This is a genomic window from Citrobacter sp. CK206 (assembly GCF_030333125.1).
GTDB classification, from domain to species: domain Bacteria; phylum Pseudomonadota; class Gammaproteobacteria; order Enterobacterales; family Enterobacteriaceae; genus Citrobacter_B; species Citrobacter_B koseri.
Window position 1 is genome coordinate 261,890 of sequence record NZ_JAOWGM010000020.1, and the last position, 17,079, is coordinate 278,968.

Sequence of the window (17,079 nt, forward strand, 5' to 3'; positions counted from 1 at the left end):
ACGTTATTTTTCATTTTGGCCCCAACCAGCGTAATTCATAGATAAATAACGACATTCAGATATGACAGCTCAATCCTGGCGCGCACTACGCACCAAAAAATATCAATTCTCTTTACGCCTTTTTCTGTTTCTCAATGCGGTGTCCGGGCTGTTTACGCTTGTCTTTCCTCTTTATGAGGTCAGGGCTGTCTCAGTCCCGGCAATACTGCTCTTTGTTGCAAGTACGTTACTTCTGATATGGCACGGAAAATATACGCATAAAAAGATTAATATCCCCTTTATTTCTGTTATATCAGGCATATTGTGGGCCTGGCATATCACACTGAAATATAATGCTATGAACCATAGCGATTATACTTTTCTACTCATCGCCCTTCTCTGCGTGTTATTTATTGGCTCCATCGCCTTTGCTAATAATATCATTGCGTTTACGTTCCATTCATTGCCTTCCGTTCTGGCCTGCCTGTGGCTTAATGGCAGCGAACACGGCATACGGATTATTTATCTCATGGCGCTCCCGATGGCGGGCATTGCCATCCAGCATGTTATTCAAAAACGCTATGACGATTTCGCTCAACAGCTGATGTACAAACTGCTGGAAGAGAGAGAAACGCTGAACGGGCTGAGTATGCTCGATCCTTTGACTGGCCTGTATAATCGCCGCGGCCTGCAAAATAAGCTGAATACGCTCCTTGCTCTGGAAACGCACGAAGAACACTACGTATTGCTGCTGGATATCGATCACTTCAAAGCTTATAACGATCACTATGGGCACATGATGGGCGACCAGGCTCTCATTCGCGTTTCAGCCGCGATTCGTGACGCTGTCCGTTCCCGGGATATTGTCACCCGTTTTGGCGGCGAAGAGTTTATGGTCCTGCTGACCGCGACCGATCCACAGGAGGCGCGCACGACCGCCGAACATATTCGCCAGAAGGTCTACGATCTCAAAATCCCACATATGTTTAATGTCAGCGTGGCGACCAATGTCACCATCAGCGTTGGCATCGCGCCGCTACTGGGTCAGGACATGGAGGCTGCAATCGTCAAGGCGGATAAAGCGCTGTATGAAGCCAAAAACCTGGGGCGCAACAACATTCTTGCGAGTGACGAACTGCGTACGGTCTGACACAGGGCGATATCATCGTGCTACCGCGCACAGCGTCACGACAAAGCGCTTGCCATCAGCTATCGCCATCATTAGGATTAGCAATCATTATCATTTAGATTACTATCCTTATATACAGCGCTATGCCTTACCGTTCCGCACCGATCATTGAAGATGTCACCTGGCGAGCCCATCTCCAGCCTGAGATGCCCTCGCTGGCTGAAGCCGTGCGTGAAACGATAACCCGGACGCGCGAACATCTGCTTGATTTTATTCGGCTGGACGAACCGCACCCAACGGGCGCCATGACACTGGCGCAGTGGGCTCGACCGGGTACGATGCGCTCCCTGCTGGCTATCTATTCCGACCATATTTATCGTCATCAACCGACGCAACCACGCGAAAATAAGCCGCTCATTTCGCTTTGGGCGCAATGGTATATCGGTCTGATGGTACCGCCTCTGATGCTTGCCCTGCTCACCCAGGAAAGGGCCATTGACGTTTCGCCCGAGCACATGCACGTTGAGTTCCACGAAACCGGACGCGCAGCCTGTTTTTGGGTTGATGTGCATCAGGACGAGCGGGCAACCGCGCATTCTCCTCAACAGAGAATGGAAACGCTGATCGTCTCTGCGCTGATGCCGGTCGTTCAGGCACTGGAATCAACCGGCGATATTAACGGTAAGCTTATCTGGAGTAACACCGGGTATCTGATCAACTGGTATCTGACCGAAATGAAACCGCTGCTTGGCGAAGCCTTGCTGGCAACGCTGCGCCAGAGTTGCTTCTTCGAAAAGCAACTTTCCAGTGGCCAGGATAACCCGCTGTGGCGTACCGTCGTCCCTCGCGAAGGTCTGCTGGTGCGCCGAACCTGCTGTCAACGCTACCGGTTGCCAGACGTTCAGCAATGCGGTGACTGTACGCTGAAATAAACAAGGCGCCGCAGCGCCTTGTTCAACACGTCAGGCCATCTGCTGGCTCTCCTCTTCTGCACGCCCGGCTTCTTCTGCCTCTTGCGCCAGAAGCTGCTTCTCATAAACCTTAAAGAACGGGAAGTATATGATGGCGGACACCAGCGCCAGTATGACCACCAGGATCGCCGCACGGTAGTCCCAGCCCAATGCCCACGCAGCGCCAACCGGTGCGGGCGCAGTCCACGGCACCACGGAAATCACCCGCCCAATCAGATCCAGTTTCATCGCCGCCCACGCCAGCACGGCGTTCACCATTGGCGCCAGCAGGAACGGGATAAAGAACACCGGGTTCATCACAATCGGCGTCCCGAAAATAACCGGTTCGTTGATATTAAAGATACTCGGCACGACGCTTAAGCGGCCAATAGAGCGCAAATGTACGGAACGGCTGCGTAAATAACAAATCACCAGCCCCATCGTGGCGCCAGAACCGCCAATGACGATGAAGAAAGTCCAGAAGGCTTCCATGAAAATGTGCGGCAACGGCGCCCCCTGCGCCAGCGCGGTCTGGTTCATACCGAGATTGGTCAGCCAGAACATTTGCAGCATCCCGGAGACAATCGCTGCTCCGTGAATCCCCGCAAACCACAGCAGATGCCCAATCAGCACCGCCAGCAAAATAGCGGGCAATGAATCCGCAGCGGAAACCAGCGGTTTAAAGATCGCCATGATCGCCTGTGGGATCAGCATATCGAACTGCGACTGGATCGCCAGGCTCAGCGGATACAAGGTCAGAACCACCACCAGCACCGGGATCAGCAGATCAAAGGAGTTCTTGATCATCGGCGGCACCTGGTCTGGCAGGCGAATGCCAATGTTATGCGCTTTCAGGAAGCGCATCATTTCAACACAGTAAATCGCCACCAGAATCGCGGTAAAAATCCCCGTTCCGCCCAGGCTGTCAACCGGCATAGTGCCGTTTGTTTTCGGCGCGGCAACCAGCAAGAAAGCCATGATCGAGAGCATGGCGCACATAAACGGATCTAACTGATGCGATTTAACATAGTGTTTGCCCAGGTTATAGGCAATGGCCGCACAGATATAGATGGACATGATCCCCATCGTCATATCAAACGGCGTCAAAATCTGGCTTTCAAACTGTTTCGCCAGCGCCAGCCAGCCACGGGCAAATCCCCAGGTGGTGTCCGGTGAGAAAGGAGGATAGGCGAAAACCAGCAGGAAGGAGCCGACAATCATAAACGGCATTGCCGAAATGAAGCCATCACGAATAGCCATAACATGACGTTGTGAGGAAATACGTCCGGCAACGGGACTCACGTAGTTTTCGACAAACCGAAAAATCACATTAAACACAGCATGGTTGGTAGACATAGCGTTCTCCTGTCAGTCAAAACAACATAGACGTGCTGGCAACAGCACCGCCGTGTAAGGGTCCATTACTACTTTTCGCGACCGCGCCGGGGAGAACACCAGCGATACAGCAGAGAGAATGAAGTTTCATAAATGGCTCTTATTATGTGATACAGAGGAAGTGACAGGCTCAGTATTAATCCCCGCCCGCCGGACTGCAACCGGTTACTGTAACCGGTTTCCGTGAATGTGAAGACGATCGAAAAATCGTTCATGCTGCTGGTTTATTACATAAATTATTTACAGTGCCGCTTTCCTTATGACAAATTACGCCACGCGGTTTTCTGAAAAACAGGACTGCTAATACAGCGTCAGGAGAAAAGAATGAGTCTGCAATCGGTACGGCAGTTTCTGGCCGAACGTGCCCCGGATATTGAAATCATCGAATTAAATCAGAGTACGGCGACGGTGGAACTGGCAGCGAAAGCACACAATGTCGCGCCAGGACAGATAGCGAAAACGCTTTCGCTTAAGGTGAAAGACGACATTATTCTGGTTGTCGCCAAAGGCGATGCCCGCCTGGACAATAAGAAACTCAAGAGCACGTTTGGCGCGAAAGCGCGAATGCTCAGCAGCGATGAAGTCGTGATCGCCACAGGGCACCCGGTCGGCGGTGTCTGCCCTTTCGGGCTGGAAACGCCTCTGCCCGTCTATTGCGACGTCTCATTAAAACATTATGCTGAAGTCTTACCAGCAGCAGGGGCAACGCACAGCGCAGTCCGAATCTCCCCCGACAGAATGGCAGAACTCACTTCAGCAACCTGGATTGATGTGTGCCAGTGATGCTATTTGTGCCCGGGCGATAAACCCGGCACAAGCACCTGTAAATACAGAACGACTACAGAATTACGCGGATAAGCGACCTGGCTTTTCGGCGCGCAGAGACAGCAGGATATCCGCCGCATCAAGCAATCCGGCGTCTGAGCTGACGCCCAGTTTAGACATCACATTAAATTTATGGGCGCGAATCGTCTTGATATTGCGTTCCAGCTGGACGGCTATCTGTGGCATCGAATAACCATTCGACATAAAACGCAGAATTTCACGCTCAGTGGGGCTTATCATTCGGCTCTGATTGAGATACCAGAGGTTCAGAGTGTGTTCCGTCACCTCTCGCTTACTGTTCAATAATAAAAAGAGCTTTTCCTGAAAACTGGCCAGTGACGACGCTTTACTTAATACCCCATCTAACGGCGAAGGCGACAGCGAATCAATTAACCGGGCTTCCGCATCATCATCCGCGATGACCAGTCGGCGCACACGAGGAAAATTCACAGCCAGTTCCGCCAGATAAGCCAGCCCCAACCGGCGATCTTCCCGCATCGCAGAAAGTGAAAAAATAACGACGGAAAAGGGAGTACTTAACATCGCTTTCTGGAAAGCAGATTGAGTTGGAAAAATATGAAGTTTATATTGGCAATCAGGAAACGCGTCAAATAAACTTTTCATTCCAATACTGCTCATTACGCACTTCTCTATGAGTGCGACATTTCCCTTGGCAATTCTGTTTTCCATTCAGTAGCATCTCCATAAACTGAAGGTAAATTCAATTCTCTTGCTCCCTGAGAACTGTTTATCCAGGCATACATCTCAGCATTGCTGTGTATTGACAGACGCCGCATCGCACTGTTTTTCTGCGCGCTAATCGTTTTATTACTCTTCTTAAGCAACATCGCTATCTGATTAATCCCCCAACCCTTACCCAGAAGCCGTAACACTTTCCGTTCCGACAGCGTAAGAACAACCGGACGATGGCCAAAACTCGAGACGTCTGGCAGAGCGGGAGATAGCAGCGTCTTACTGATCCTGTCCGTATGGGCATTGCCTGCTTCAATCACGTTTACCAGATTCTCAACCGGTTCAACGTCAGACAGCAACGTACTGAAGGGGCTCATCAGAAGCTCAATCGCCTGTGAGTAAAACGCACGGGAAACAAGAAATATCCAGTGAATATCATGGTATTGAGATAATAAAGCGTAAAATTGCTCGCAGACAGCGCGGGGATGTTTACATTCTCCCGTTAAATCCGTAATCACTACATCGGAGCGGCGCAGCTGCATTAATGTCAGTTCTTCTACGGAACGGCAGTACATCAGTTCATAAGCAGGGAAATGGCCCTGCACCACCTCTTTTAACCCCGTCTGTATAACAGGTATTTTACTGATAATAATTATGTTTTTGCGGCATCCTGGCAACATATCTCCTCCATATCCACAGGTCTCCCCTCCTGTTCACTCATTAATAAATAATATAATTAATGAGAAAAACAGACGTGGTAATAGACGAAGTGAATTGTTTATCCTTGGCTTTTATTTGAAATGTTATAGCAATAACGACTCTATACAATGATCCGCATAGTATAAAATCACCAAACTATTATTGCATAATTACCGCTAAAAATAATTGCGGTACAATTAAATTAACTAAATTAGATCATTAGCATTTCTAACATATGCAAGGGGAATTTAATAAACTCACGCTATGTTTCGCATCAGATAATTATGCTTTCAGGAAGCACAAGAAAAGAATATCGTCTCATTAATTTCAGAGGTTACAGACGATACTTCATTCCCTGTCATTCACGTTCGACGTAAGGCATTCAATATACTGCAATTATGACATTCAGCGACTGATTGTCTGGCATCCTGCCTCTTTTTTCATCACAAAATTGATCTTAGCCAGAGCCAAAAGGGTCGGGCTTCATGATACAAAGAAGACTTTCGTCATTCAGATGGTACGCAACGCGTCTTTTCAGTCAGGGCGAGTCATGCAAACAGAGCAGTCGTTACAGCGAACGGTTACACGGTTATGTATTCAATGCGGGCTTTTTTTACTGCAACACGGCGCAGAGAGCGCGCTGGTTGATGAACTCTCCACCCGCCTGGGGCTGGCGTTAGGGATGGACAGCGTGGAAAGCGCCATCTCCTCCAACGCTATCGTTCTCACCACCATTAAAGATGGGCAGTGTCTGACATCGACACGTAAGAACCAGGATCGCGGCATTAATATGCACGTTGTCACGGAGGTGCAGCATATTGTCATCCTGGCCGAACATAATTTGCTGGATATAAAAGGCGTAGAGAAGCGCTTTAGCCAGCTCAGACCGTTGCGCTACCCGCGCTGGCTGGTGTCGCTGATGGTCGGGCTTTCCTGCGCCTGCTTCTGCAAACTGAATAACGGCGGATGGGATGGCGCGGTGATCACCTTTTTCGCCAGCATGGTGGCGATGTATATTCGCCAGATGCTGGCGCACCGGCATTTACACCCACAAATCAACTTTTGCATCACCGCTTTTGTCGCCACCACCATTTCCGGCCTTTTGCTTCGCTTGCCCACTTTCAGCCATACCCCGACCATCGCCATGGCCGCCAGCGTCTTACTGCTGGTGCCGGGGTTTCCGCTGATTAATTCCGTCGCGGATATGTTTAAGGGCCACATTAATACCGGTCTGGCGCGCTGGGCGATTGCCAGTCTGTTAACGCTGGCGACGTGCGTCGGCGTGGTGATGTCGATGACGCTGTGGGGGCTACGCGGATGGGTGTAATCGATTTTCTTCTGGCGCTGATGCAGGACATGATTCTCTCCGCAATCCCGGCAGTGGGCTTTGCGATGGTGTTCAACGTGCCGCACCGGGCGCTCCCCTGGTGTGCGTTGCTCGGCGCGCTGGGCCACGGCTCACGCATGGTGATGATGACCGCCGGGTTTAATATCGAATGGTCGACATTTATGGCCTCGCTGCTGGTAGGGAGCATCGGCATTCAGTGGTCGCGCTGGTATCTGGCGCACCCCAAAGTCTTTACCGTCGCGGCAGTCATCCCGATGTTTCCGGGGATATCCGCCTATACGGCAATGATATCCGCCGTTAAAATCAGCCACTTTGGCTACAGCGAACCGTTGATGATCACATTGCTGACCAATTTCCTGAAAGCCTCCTCTATTGTCGGCGCGCTTTCCATCGGGCTTTCCGTTCCCGGTCTGTGGCTGTATCGCAAACGCCCACGGGTGTGATGCTTTTCTCCCTGCGCTCAGGCAGGGTGAGGCTGCTTTCCCTCACCCTGCCGATATCTCCCGTCTGTGTGTTACTATAAAAACAGTATTCCTTCTCGGTTGTGGTTCCCTGTTGAGAAACATTATGTCTTCCAGAATTTTGACCCCGGACGTCATCGGTATTGACGCCTTATTACACGATCACAACGCGGTGCTGGCAAAATCGGCAAGCGGCGCGGTGGCGGTCTTCGCCAATAACGCGCCCGCGTTTTATGCCGTGACGCCGGCACGTCTGGCGGAACTGCTGGCACTGGAGGAAAAGTTATCGCGTCCGGGAAGCGATGTCACACTGGATGCTCAACTCTACGAAGACTCCCAGGCCGCGCCTGTGGCCGTTCCGCTGGGGAAATTCGCCATGTACGCAGACTGGCAGCCGGATGCTGACTTCCAGCGGCAGGCCGCGCTGTGGGGCGTCGCGCTAAGGGAACCCGTCACCGCCGAAGAGCTGGCCTCTTTTGTGGCTTACTGGCAAGCAGAAGGTAAGATTTTTCACCACATCCAGTGGCAGCAAAAGCTGGCGCGCAGCGTGCAAATCAGCCGGGCCAGTAACGGCGGTATGCCGAAACGTGATGTGAACAACGTCAGCGAACCTGACGACCATATTCCACCTGGTTTTCGAGGGTAACGATGAAAAACGTTGGCGACCTGATGAAACGTCTGCAAAAAATGATGCCAGCAAATGTTGAGCCTGCATTCAAAACGGGCGAAGAACTGCTGGCATGGCAGAAAGAGCAAGGCGAAATGCGTGCGGCAGCGCTGGCGCGTGAAAACCGGGCGATGAAAATGCAGCGCACGTTCAACCGTTCCGGCATCCGTCCGCTGCATCAAAACTGCTCGTTTGATAACTATCGTGTTGAGAACGACGGGCAGATGAACGCGCTGAGCAAAGCGCGGCAGTACGTCGAAGAGTTCGACGGCAACATCGCCAGCTTTATCTTTTCGGGCAAACCCGGCACCGGGAAAAACCATCTCGCGGCGGCAATCTGCAATGAACTGCTGCTGCGCGGAAAATCGGTTTTGATCATTACCGTCGCCGATATTATGTCCGCGATGAAAGGCACCTTTAACAATCGCGAAACCAGCGAAGAGCAGTTGCTCAACGATCTCAGCAATGTGGATCTGCTGGTGATCGACGAGATCGGCATGCAGACCGAATCCCGCTATGAAAAAGTGATCATCAACCAGATCGTCGATCGCCGCTCATCATCCAAACGCCCTACCGGAATGTTAACCAACAGCAATATGGATGAGATGACCAAACTCCTTGGCGAGCGCGTAATGGATCGTATGCGTCTGGGAAACAGTCTGTGGGTGATCTTCAACTGGGAAAGCTACCGTAGCCGCGTCACCGGCAAAGAGTATTAAGACCATTCCGACCCAGGCAAGCGCTATACTGCGACGAAAGGTACACACACACGAGTCATAACGATGAAAACCACAAAACGTCTTCTGTGCTGCGCGGTTGCCGCCAGCGCGTTTATCGCCACCAGCGCCTTCGCCGCGTCCTGGCAGGATTCTCTCTCCAGCGCCGCCAGCGAACTGAGCAAACAAAGCAGCTCTTCACAGCAGGGCGGCATGTCGCTGTCTTCCCTGACCAGCCTGCTGAATGGCGGCAATCAGGCATTAAGCGCTGATAACATGAACAACGCGGCAGGTATTTTGCAGTATTGCGCGAAACAGAAACTGACTTCCGTTACCGATGCGGAAAACGTTAAAAACCAGGTGCTGGATAAACTGGGTCTCGGCGCCACCGAACAGAAGCAGGACACCAATTATCTGGATGGCATTCAGGGTCTGCTGAATACCCAAAACGGCGAACAGCTTAGCCTGGATAACATTGGCAGCACGCCGCTGGCGGAAAAAGTGAAAACCAAAGCCTGCGACCTGGTGTTAAAACAGGGGATGAACTTCATTTCCTGATGCGCCAACATGCCGCGTTTCAACCGTTTAGCGTTGAGCGCGGCCTGACCTCTCTCTTTCTACTTCTCTCTGTCTCGCCTTCCCCGCATCACGGGAAGTGACGACGATCAAAAAAGCCAGGTTCTAAACCAATTCTTAATCACTGCACATTTTAATGTCACCATAATTGCAGCAATATGACATCGCCATTACATTGTATGTCCTGAAAAGAGATTACGCCGCCTGCCGAATGCGGGTTTATTGAGGATCATCAGTTGTCTGAGTTACTTTCCATCGCCCTGTTTCTCGCGTCCGTGCTGATTTATGCGTGGAAAGCGGGTCGCAACACCTGGTGGTTTGCCGCCATTTTAGCGGTACTTGGGCTTTTTGTTGTCTTAAATATTACGCTCTATGCCAGTGATTACTTTACCGGTGACGGCATTAACGATGCGGTTCTCTACACGCTGACCAACAGCCTGACGGGTGCCGGCGTCAGCAAATATATTCTGCCCGGCGCCGGCATCGTACTTGCACTGGCCGCCGTATTTGGCGCGTTAGGCTGGGTTCTGCGCAGGCGTCGCCACCATCCTCACCATTTTGGCTACAGCCTGTTGGCGCTCTTACTGGCGCTGGGATCGGTGGATGCCAGCCCGGCATTTCGCCAGATCTCCGAACTGGTCAAATCCCAGTCGCGCGATGGCGACCCGGACTTCCCGGCTTATTACAAAGAACCGTCGAAAACGATCCCGAATCCGCAGCTCAACCTGGTCTATATCTACGGTGAAAGCCTGGAGCGCACTTATTTTGATAACGATGCCTTCCCGGATCTCACGCCGGAACTCGGCGCGCTGAAAAACGAAGGGCTGGATTTCAGCCACACCATGCAATTGCCGGGCACAGATTACACCATCGCCGGAATGGTCGCCTCGCAGTGCGGCATCCCGCTGTTTGCGCCGTTTGAAGGCAACGCGTCGGCTTCCGTATCCAGCTTCTTCCCGCAGAATATCTGCCTGGGCGATATCCTGAAAAACTCCGGCTATCAGAACTATTTTGTGCAGGGCGCAAATCTGCGTTTCGCCGGAAAAGACGTGTTCCTCAAATCCCACGGCTTCGACCACCTGTATGGTGCGGAAGAGTTAAAAACCGTGGTGGCAGACCCGAACTATCGTAACGACTGGGGCTTTTACGACGATACGGTGCTCGACGAGGCATGGAAAAAGTTTGAAGAACTCTCTCGCTCCGGCCAGCGTTTCTCGCTGTTTACGCTGACGGTGGATACTCACCACCCGGACGGGTTTATCTCACGCACCTGTAACCGCAAGCGTTACGACTTCGACGGTAAGCCGAACCAGTCCTTTAGCGCCGTCAGTTGCAGCCAGGAGAACATTGCCGAATTTATCAATAAAATCAAAGCGTCGCCGTGGTTTAAAAATACCGTCATCGTGGTTTCCTCCGACCATCTGGCGATGAACAACACCGCGTGGAAGTACCTGAACAAACAGGATCGCAACAACCTGTTTTTCGTGCTGCGCGGCGACCAGCCTCAGCAGGATACGCTGGCGGTGAAACGCAACACGATGGATAACGGCGCGACCGTGCTGGATATTCTGGGCGGGGATAACTTTATCGGCCTGGGGCGCAGCAGCCTCTCCGGCCAGTCGCTGTCGGAAGTCTTCCTGAACAGCAAAGAGAAGATCCTGGCGATGAAGCCGGACATTATTCGCCTGTGGAACTTCCCGAAAGAGATGAAGGATTTTACCGTCGATCGGGATAAAGACATGATCGCTTTCTCAGGGAGCCACTTCCGCCTGCCGCTGCTGTTGCGAGTGTCGGATAAGCGCGTCGAACCGCTGCCGGAAAGTGAATACTCCGCCCCGCTGCGTTTCCAGCTGGCTAATTTTGCCCCACGCGATAACTTCGTCTGGGTCGATCGCTGCTACAAAATGGCGCAGTTGTGGGCGCCGGAGCTGGCGCTCTCCACCGACTGGTGCGTTTCACAAGGGCAACTGGGCGGGCAACAAAGCGTCCAGCACGTCGATAAAGCACAGTGGAAAGGCAAAACGGCGTTTAAAGATACGGTTATCGATATGGAACGTTACAAAGGCAACGTTGATACGTTGAAGATCGTCGATAACGACATTCGTTATAAAGCCGACAGTTTTATCTTTAACGTGGCTGGCGCGCCGGAAGAGGTGAAGCAGTTCAGCGGGATTTCACGACCGGAATCGTGGGGGCGCTGGTCTAATGCGCAACTGGGTGATGAAGTGAAGATTGAATACAACACGCCGTTACCGAAGAAATTCGATCTGGTGATCACCGCCAAAGCCTTTGGCGCGAATGCTAATCGCCCTATTCCTGTTCGCGTAGGCAAGGAAGAACAGACGCTGGTGTTAGAGAACGAAGTCACCACAACAACGCTGCATTTTGATAACCCGTCAAATGCCAGTACGCTGGTGATTGTGCCGCCCGACCCGGTATCGACCAATGAAGGCAATATTCTCGGCCACTCCCCGCGTAAGCTCGGTATCGGGATGGTTGAGATTAAAGTGGTGAATGCCGAAGGCTAATCCTTAGTACAGGCCCGATAACACAACGTTTATCGGGTCTGAGCAATCCACGCTATACTCCCGCGCATGAAGATGACTTTTCGCCCTACCACGCTGGCTGATATCACCGTCATGCCCGCCATTGAACGCTCTGCGGGTCAACGCTTTCGGGACGTGCCTGCGCTGGCATGGATAGCCGACGGCCCTGTTATTTCAGTTGAACAACACCGGGAACACACCGCAAAAGGATTGAGCTGGCTGGCGCTGGCCGATGAGCGTCCTGTCGGTTTTTTACTGGCCGAAGCGCTGGATTCATCGCTGTTTATCGCCGAGGTGTCTCTGCTGTGTGAATGGCAGGGAAAAGGCATTGGCCGTCAACTGCTTGCGTACGTCGCGGAGCAGGCGCGCAGCAGCGGTTTTGATGCGCTGACGCTTACCACCTTTCGGGACGTGGCGTGGAATGCGCCGCTCTATGCGCGAATGGGATTTGTGGTGCTGGATGATGAGAACCTGTCGCCAGGGTTACGTCAAAAGCGAGAGGAAGAAACGGCGCACGGTCTGGCGTATGAATCACGCTGCGCCATGCGCCTGAGGCTGGTCTGAAGCGCCCGATGGCGGCTGTCGCCTTATCGGGCCTACAAGCACCGCATCCATACCGTATGCCGGATTCATCCGGCATCACAGCAGCTCCCTACCCGTAGGCCGGATAAGCGTTAGCGCCATCCGGCATCACAGCAGCTCCCTGCCCGTAGGCCGGATAAGCGCCAGCGCCATCCGGCATCACAGCAACTCCCTGCCCGTAGGCCGGATAAGCGCCAGCGCCATCCGGCATGACGGCTTAGAAGGTTTCCCAGTTATCGCCGCTATCCGCGACGGCTGCTTTACGCGGCAGTACAGACGCAGAAGCCGGTTTCACCGCTGCGGCATCACGCGCACGCTGCTGTTCCTGCTGAATGCGGAATACGGCAACGGCCTGCGTCAAGCGGCTGGCCTGCTCTTCCAGCGCGGCAGCGGCGGCAGCAGACTCTTCCACCAGCGAGGCGTTCTGCTGGGTAACGCGATCCATCTCCGCTACCGCCAGGCCAACCTGGTCGATACCACGGCTTTGCTCATCAGATGCCGAGGCGATCTCCCCCATGATATCGGTCACACGCGTCACCGCGTTCACGATTTCATCCATCGTTTCACCGGCGCTTTCGACCAGCGTTGAGCCCACATCCACACGGCTGACGGAGTCTTCTATCAGGCTCTTGATCTCACGCGCCGCCTGCGCACTGCGTTGCGCCAGGTTGCGAACTTCACCCGCTACCACGGCAAAACCACGACCCTGTTCACCCGCACGCGCCGCTTCTACCGCCGCGTTCAGCGCCAGGATGTTGGTCTGGAAAGCAATACCGTCGATCACACTGATGATGTCGGCAATTTTCTGCGAACTGGAAGCAATATCACGCATCGTTTGCACGACATTATCCACCACTTTACCGCCTTTCTGCGCGGTTTCAGACGCGCTCAATGCCAGATGGCTGGCCTGGCGCGCGTTCTCGGCGTTCTGTTTCACCGTGGCGGTCAGCTCTTCCATGCTGGCGGCGGTCTCTTCCAGAGAGGCGGCCTGCTGTTCAGTACGGGAAGAGAGATCGTTGTTGCCCATCGCGATTTCGCTGGCGCCGCTGTAAATCGCATTCGCGCCGTTACGCACATCACCGACGGTACGAACCAGCTCGCCCTGCATATGACGCAGGCTCTGCGCCAGTTGTCCCATTTCGTTAGAGCCTTCCACATCAATGCGTTTCACCAGATCGCCGTTCGCAATATGACGAATACTTTCGATCAGACGGTTCATCGGCGCGATCAGAGAGAGCTTAATGCCGAACCAGACGGCGACGATCACCAGCAGCACAACGATTAACACGCTCGCCAGTACCCACATCGCCTGGCTGTATGAACGGTTATTATCTTCTACCGCAATGTCATACAGACGATCGTTCTGCTGCATGTAGTTAACATACTGCTTCTCAAAACCGTCCTGATAACCCTGAGTGGGCTGATCGAAGAAGTCGTTGATCTTACCTGCGCCCAACAGCTGGATCAGCTCCGCCAGCGCATTGTGGTAGATATCGTAGTTACGCTTGATCTCCACTGCCGCCGTTTCACTCTGGCGCGGATCGCGAGGCAACGCCTCGTACTCAGCCCAGTGTTTTTCCGCCAGTTTCAGAGAGGTCGTCGCAATTTGCATCAGATCGGTAACGGTCGCGCCGCTGCCAATATTGTTCTGATCCATCATGTAACGGATACCCGCCCGGTTCAGGGTGTTTCGCGTTTGCAGCAGCGCAACCCAGCTGGCGTTCAGCGTGGACTGTTGCTGACGAATGGTTTGCAGAACGGTGAAGTTCTCTTTGTCATTCTTCAATGAGTTAAAGAACAAACCGCCTGAGGTGAGTTGTAAAAGGCCAAATATTGCCAGGACCAGCAGCAAGCTGGTCACAATCTTGATTCGTTTTAACATGTTTTCTCTTTCCGCTAGACAGATACCAGAATTTTCGGCCTGGAAAGGGAAAACTTTACCGAATTCGTACTGGTTGGGACGATATCAGCACGAATGATTCTCCGTTCACGATCGACGAAAAAGAAATGCTGGATTTTAATTAGTGATCTCAATCACATAAATGACCGCATCCCTCCGTCGGAAAAACCACTCACTGACACTCCTGACCGCTTAAGCCCACATATAACCACTCACTTATTTACCTTACTTTACGCGCGCGTATCTCTGGCAGGATCACCTCAGCATAGCAGTCAATTTACCTCCTCAAACACAGACTCAAACCCAACGGCTTCGGCCAATTATTAATCTTAAAAACCAGGTTTTACTATGGATACGAAAAAGATATTCAAGCACATACCCTGGGTGATTCTTGGAATCATCGGTGCATTCTGCCTCTCGGTCGTCGCCTTACGCAGAGGTGAGCACGTCAGCGCCCTGTGGATCGTGGTCGCTTCCGTCTCTGTTTATCTGGTGGCTTATCGCTACTACAGCCTGTACATCGCCCAGAAGGTGATGAAACTCGACCCAACGCGTGCTACGCCTGCGGTCATTAATAACGACGGCCTGAACTACGTCCCGACAAACCGTTACGTACTGTTTGGTCACCACTTTGCCGCTATCGCTGGCGCCGGTCCGCTGGTCGGCCCGGTTCTAGCCGCGCAAATGGGCTACCTGCCGGGTACGCTGTGGCTGCTGGCGGGCGTAGTGCTGGCCGGTGCGGTACAGGACTTCATGGTGCTGTTTATCTCTTCCCGCCGTAACGGCGCGTCTCTCGGTGAGATGATCAAAGAAGAGATGGGCCCGGTGCCGGGCACCATCGCCCTGTTCGGCTGCTTCTTAATCATGATCATCATCCTCGCGGTACTGGCGCTGATCGTGGTAAAAGCGCTGGCCGAAAGCCCGTGGGGCGTCTTCACCGTTTGCTCAACCGTACCTATCGCGCTGTTTATGGGGATCTACATGCGCTTCCTGCGTCCGGGACGTGTGGGTGAAGTCTCCGTTATTGGTATCGTGCTGCTGGTTGCCTCTATTTACTTCGGCGGCGTAATTGCGCACGACCCGTATTGGGGCCCGGCGCTGACCTTTAAAGACACCACCATTACCTTCGCGCTGATCGGTTACGCGTTTATTTCCGCACTGCTGCCGGTATGGCTGATCCTCGCCCCGCGCGACTATCTGGCAACCTTCCTGAAAATCGGCGTTATTGTCGGTCTGGCGCTGGGGATTCTGATCCTCAACCCAGAGCTGAAAATGCCAGCGATGACCCAGTACATCGACGGTACAGGCCCGCTGTGGAAAGGCGCGCTGTTCCCGTTCCTGTTCATCACCATCGCCTGTGGCGCGGTATCTGGCTTCCACGCGCTGATCTCTTCCGGTACGACGCCGAAACTGCTGGCTTGTGAAACCGACGCGCGTTTCATCGGCTATGGCGCAATGCTGATGGAGTCTTTCGTGGCGATCATGGCGCTGGTTGCGGCGTCTATCATCGAACCGGGTCTTTACTTCGCGATGAACACCCCACCGGCGGGCCTCGGTATCACCATGCCGAACCTGCACGAAATGGGTGGCGAGAACGCGCCGCTGATTATGGCGCAGCTGAAAGACGTCACCGCACACGCGGCGGCAACCGTCAGCTCCTGGGGCTTTGTGATTTCGCCTGAGCAGATCCTGCAAACCGCGAAAGACATCGGCGAGCCGTCGGTACTGAACCGCGCAGGTGGCGCACCGACGCTGGCGGTCGGTATCGCTCACGTATTCCACAAAGTGTTGCCGATGGCTGATATGGGCTTCTGGTATCACTTCGGTATTCTGTTCGAAGCGCTGTTCATCCTGACCGCGCTGGATGCAGGCACCCGCTCCGGCCGCTTTATGTTGCAGGATCTGCTGGGTAACTTCGTCCCGTTCCTGAAGAAAACCGACTCTCTGGTTGCTGGCGTCATCGGTACTGCGGGTTGCGTCGGTCTGTGGGGCTACCTGCTGTATCAGGGCGTGGTTGATCCGCTGGGCGGCGTTAAGAGCCTGTGGCCGCTGTTCGGTATCTCCAACCAGATGCTGGCCGCCGTGGCGCTGGTTCTGGGCACCGTGGTACTGGTTAAAATGCAGCGCACCAAATACATCTGGGTTACCGTTATCCCGGCAGTATGGCTGCTGATCTGCACCACCTGGGCGCTGGGTCTGAAACTGTTCAGCACCAACCCGCAGATGGAAGGCTTCTTCTACATGGCTAACCAGTACAAAGAGAAGATTGCCAACGGCAGCGACCTGACCGCACAGCAAATTGCCAATATGAACCACATCGTCGTGAACAACTACACCAACGCAGGCCTGAGTATTCTGTTCCTGGTGGTGGTGTACAGCATCATCTTCTATGGGTTCCGTACCTGGCAGAAAGCCCGCACCATCAACGGTCGTACCGATAAAGAGACGCCGTATGTACCGGTGCCGGAAGGCGGCGTGAAGACCTCTTCACACCATTAATCGGATGCCGGGTGGCGCTACGCTTACCCGGCCTACAAAATGCAGTTAACGTAGGCCGGATAAGGCGCAAGCCGCCATCCGGCAAAACCAACGCCCGGTTCGCTGGGCTTTATT

General features: G+C 53.3%; 15 protein-coding genes. 11 read left to right on the top strand and 4 right to left on the bottom strand.

Translation table 11 applies throughout. The features are described 5' to 3' along the window. Positions 1-61 precede the first annotated feature (61 nt). The gene (locus OGX81_RS01995) at positions 62-1,129 is read left to right on the top strand and encodes a GGDEF domain-containing protein (protein WP_104867805.1); all 1,068 of its coding nucleotides are present in this window, start codon (positions 62-64) and stop codon (positions 1,127-1,129) included. 122 nt (positions 1,130-1,251) lie between these two features. Beyond that, positions 1,252-2,040, top strand: a complete 789-nt coding sequence (fhuF, locus tag OGX81_RS02000) for a siderophore-iron reductase FhuF (protein WP_012134210.1) — start codon at positions 1,252-1,254, stop codon at positions 2,038-2,040. 30 nt (positions 2,041-2,070) lie between these two features. Here fhuF and OGX81_RS02005 read toward each other — a convergent pair whose 3' ends face one another. Then, complete coding sequence (locus tag OGX81_RS02005; protein WP_024130738.1) at positions 2,071-3,414, bottom strand: PTS sugar transporter subunit IIC; 1,344 nt, start codon at positions 3,412-3,414, stop codon at positions 2,071-2,073. A 363-nt stretch (positions 3,415-3,777) separates the two neighbouring features. On the opposite strand from OGX81_RS02005, the gene OGX81_RS02010 reads away from it, so the two are divergent. After that, positions 3,778-4,236, top strand: coding sequence for a YbaK/EbsC family protein (locus OGX81_RS02010; protein WP_012134213.1), 459 nt, complete (start codon positions 3,778-3,780; stop codon positions 4,234-4,236). 63 nt (positions 4,237-4,299) lie between these two features. Here the strand turns inward: OGX81_RS02010 and bglJ are convergent, their stop codons facing one another. Continuing rightward, on the bottom strand, positions 4,300-4,968 hold the full coding sequence (bglJ, locus tag OGX81_RS02015; protein ID WP_024130739.1) for a DNA-binding transcriptional activator BglJ: 669 nt from the start codon (positions 4,966-4,968) through the stop codon (positions 4,300-4,302). Continuing rightward, complete coding sequence (locus OGX81_RS02020; protein WP_058668534.1) at positions 4,929-5,651, bottom strand: LuxR C-terminal-related transcriptional regulator; 723 nt, start codon at positions 5,649-5,651, stop codon at positions 4,929-4,931. Before OGX81_RS02020 ends, bglJ begins: the two co-directional genes overlap by 40 nt. Before the next feature lie 569 nt (positions 5,652-6,220). On the opposite strand from OGX81_RS02020, the gene OGX81_RS02025 reads away from it, so the two are divergent. The 7 genes from OGX81_RS02025 to OGX81_RS02055 all read left to right on the top strand — a co-directional run bounded on the left by OGX81_RS02025 (position 6,221) and on the right by OGX81_RS02055 (position 12,548). Continuing rightward, the gene (locus OGX81_RS02025) at positions 6,221-6,997 is read left to right on the top strand and encodes a threonine/serine exporter family protein (RefSeq protein ID WP_024130740.1); all 777 of its coding nucleotides are present in this window, start codon (positions 6,221-6,223) and stop codon (positions 6,995-6,997) included. Continuing rightward, a complete protein-coding gene (locus tag OGX81_RS02030) occupies positions 6,988-7,461 on the top strand; it encodes a threonine/serine exporter (protein WP_012134217.1) in 474 nt (157 codons plus the stop codon). Before OGX81_RS02025 ends, OGX81_RS02030 begins: the two co-directional genes overlap by 10 nt. Before the next feature lie 124 nt (positions 7,462-7,585). Further along, positions 7,586-8,125: a primosomal protein DnaT gene (gene dnaT / locus OGX81_RS02035; protein WP_049008309.1), complete on the top strand. Its 540-nt coding sequence runs from the start codon at positions 7,586-7,588 to the stop codon at positions 8,123-8,125. A 2-nt stretch (positions 8,126-8,127) separates the two neighbouring features. Continuing rightward, positions 8,128-8,865, top strand: a complete 738-nt coding sequence (gene dnaC, locus OGX81_RS02040) for a replicative helicase loader DnaC (RefSeq protein ID WP_104867806.1) — start codon at positions 8,128-8,130, stop codon at positions 8,863-8,865. Between the two features lie 63 nt (positions 8,866-8,928). Then, on the top strand, positions 8,929-9,420 hold the full coding sequence (locus OGX81_RS02045) for a YjjA family protein (RefSeq protein WP_104867807.1): 492 nt from the start codon (positions 8,929-8,931) through the stop codon (positions 9,418-9,420). A 254-nt stretch (positions 9,421-9,674) separates the two neighbouring features. Further along, positions 9,675-11,966, top strand: coding sequence for a phosphatidylglycerol--membrane-oligosaccharide glycerophosphotransferase (gene opgB, locus OGX81_RS02050; RefSeq protein WP_104867808.1), 2,292 nt, complete (start codon positions 9,675-9,677; stop codon positions 11,964-11,966). A 66-nt stretch (positions 11,967-12,032) separates the two neighbouring features. Then, positions 12,033-12,548 carry a GNAT family N-acetyltransferase gene (locus OGX81_RS02055; RefSeq protein ID WP_104867809.1) on the top strand — a complete coding sequence of 172 codons (516 nt, stop codon included), beginning with the start codon at positions 12,033-12,035 and terminating at the stop codon, positions 12,546-12,548. 235 nt (positions 12,549-12,783) lie between these two features. Here the strand turns inward: OGX81_RS02055 and tsr are convergent, their stop codons facing one another. Further along, on the bottom strand, positions 12,784-14,448 hold the full coding sequence (tsr, locus tag OGX81_RS02060) for a methyl-accepting chemotaxis protein (RefSeq protein WP_012134223.1): 1,665 nt from the start codon (positions 14,446-14,448) through the stop codon (positions 12,784-12,786). 366 nt (positions 14,449-14,814) lie between these two features. Here tsr and btsT point away from each other — a divergent pair, with 366 nt between their 5' ends. Continuing rightward, complete coding sequence (gene btsT, locus OGX81_RS02065; protein ID WP_104867810.1) at positions 14,815-16,965, top strand: pyruvate/proton symporter BtsT; 2,151 nt, start codon at positions 14,815-14,817, stop codon at positions 16,963-16,965. Positions 16,966-17,079: the final 114 nt, after the last annotated feature.

Coding starts and splice junctions, on each gene's coding strand:
- OGX81_RS02010 (WP_012134213.1), top strand. CDS start 3,778: ATGAGTCTGCAATCGGTACGGCAGTTTCTGGCCGAACGTGCCCCGGAT.
- OGX81_RS02045 (WP_104867807.1), top strand. CDS start 8,929: ATGAAAACCACAAAACGTCTTCTGTGCTGCGCGGTTGCCGCCAGCGCG.
- dnaC (WP_104867806.1), top strand. CDS start 8,128: ATGAAAAACGTTGGCGACCTGATGAAACGTCTGCAAAAAATGATGCCA.
- OGX81_RS02025 (WP_024130740.1), top strand. CDS start 6,221: ATGCAAACAGAGCAGTCGTTACAGCGAACGGTTACACGGTTATGTATT.
- dnaT (WP_049008309.1), top strand. CDS start 7,586: ATGTCTTCCAGAATTTTGACCCCGGACGTCATCGGTATTGACGCCTTA.
- tsr (WP_012134223.1), bottom strand. CDS start 14,448: ATGTTAAAACGAATCAAGATTGTGACCAGCTTGCTGCTGGTCCTGGCA.
- OGX81_RS02005 (WP_024130738.1), bottom strand. CDS start 3,414: ATGTCTACCAACCATGCTGTGTTTAATGTGATTTTTCGGTTTGTCGAA.
- bglJ (WP_024130739.1), bottom strand. CDS start 4,968: ATGGAAAACAGAATTGCCAAGGGAAATGTCGCACTCATAGAGAAGTGC.
- fhuF (WP_012134210.1), top strand. CDS start 1,252: ATGCCTTACCGTTCCGCACCGATCATTGAAGATGTCACCTGGCGAGCC.
- OGX81_RS02055 (WP_104867809.1), top strand. CDS start 12,033: ATGAAGATGACTTTTCGCCCTACCACGCTGGCTGATATCACCGTCATG.
- OGX81_RS02020 (WP_058668534.1), bottom strand. CDS start 5,651: ATGTTGCCAGGATGCCGCAAAAACATAATTATTATCAGTAAAATACCT.
- btsT (WP_104867810.1), top strand. CDS start 14,815: ATGGATACGAAAAAGATATTCAAGCACATACCCTGGGTGATTCTTGGA.
- OGX81_RS01995 (WP_104867805.1), top strand. CDS start 62: ATGACAGCTCAATCCTGGCGCGCACTACGCACCAAAAAATATCAATTC.
- OGX81_RS02030 (WP_012134217.1), top strand. CDS start 6,988: ATGGGTGTAATCGATTTTCTTCTGGCGCTGATGCAGGACATGATTCTC.